Below are 411 nucleotides of genomic sequence, written 5' to 3' on the forward strand. Positions count from 1 at the left end.
TCCTCGCCGCGGCGCTCGCCACCGGGCCGGTGCGCGGCTTCACCGTCACCACGCCGTCGCTGACCGATCTGTACCGGGAGGTCGTCGCATGACCGGGCCCGCCACCCTGCCCGCGCACCGCGCGGTCGCGCTCGTCGCGCGTCGCGAGTTCCGGGTGCAGGTGCACAAGCGCAGCTTCTGGATCAGCAACGCGATCATGGTGCTGGTCATCGTCGGCGGCATGGTCGCCTACGCGGTGTTCGGCTCCGGCGGCGACGACCGTCCCACCGTCGGGGTCGCCGGGGACGCCTCGCTCGCCGCGGCGGTCACGACCGCCGGGGAGCGGCTCGGCCTGCCCGTCGAGGTCCGGGACGTGCCGTCCGCGGCCGCCGGGCGCGACGCCGTCGCCGCCGGGGACCTCGACGTCGCCCT

General features: G+C 76.4%; 1 pseudogene. It reads left to right on the forward strand.

Annotated elements, in window-relative coordinates:
* Window positions 1–88: 88 nt before the first annotated feature.
* Window positions 89–411 (forward strand): annotated as a pseudogene (locus GTW08_RS25710) (hypothetical protein); the annotation flags it as partial.

This window comes from Pseudonocardia sp. SID8383 (assembly GCF_009864975.1).
In the GTDB taxonomy this organism is placed as follows: Bacteria; Actinomycetota; Actinomycetes; order Mycobacteriales; family Pseudonocardiaceae; genus Pseudonocardia; species Pseudonocardia alni.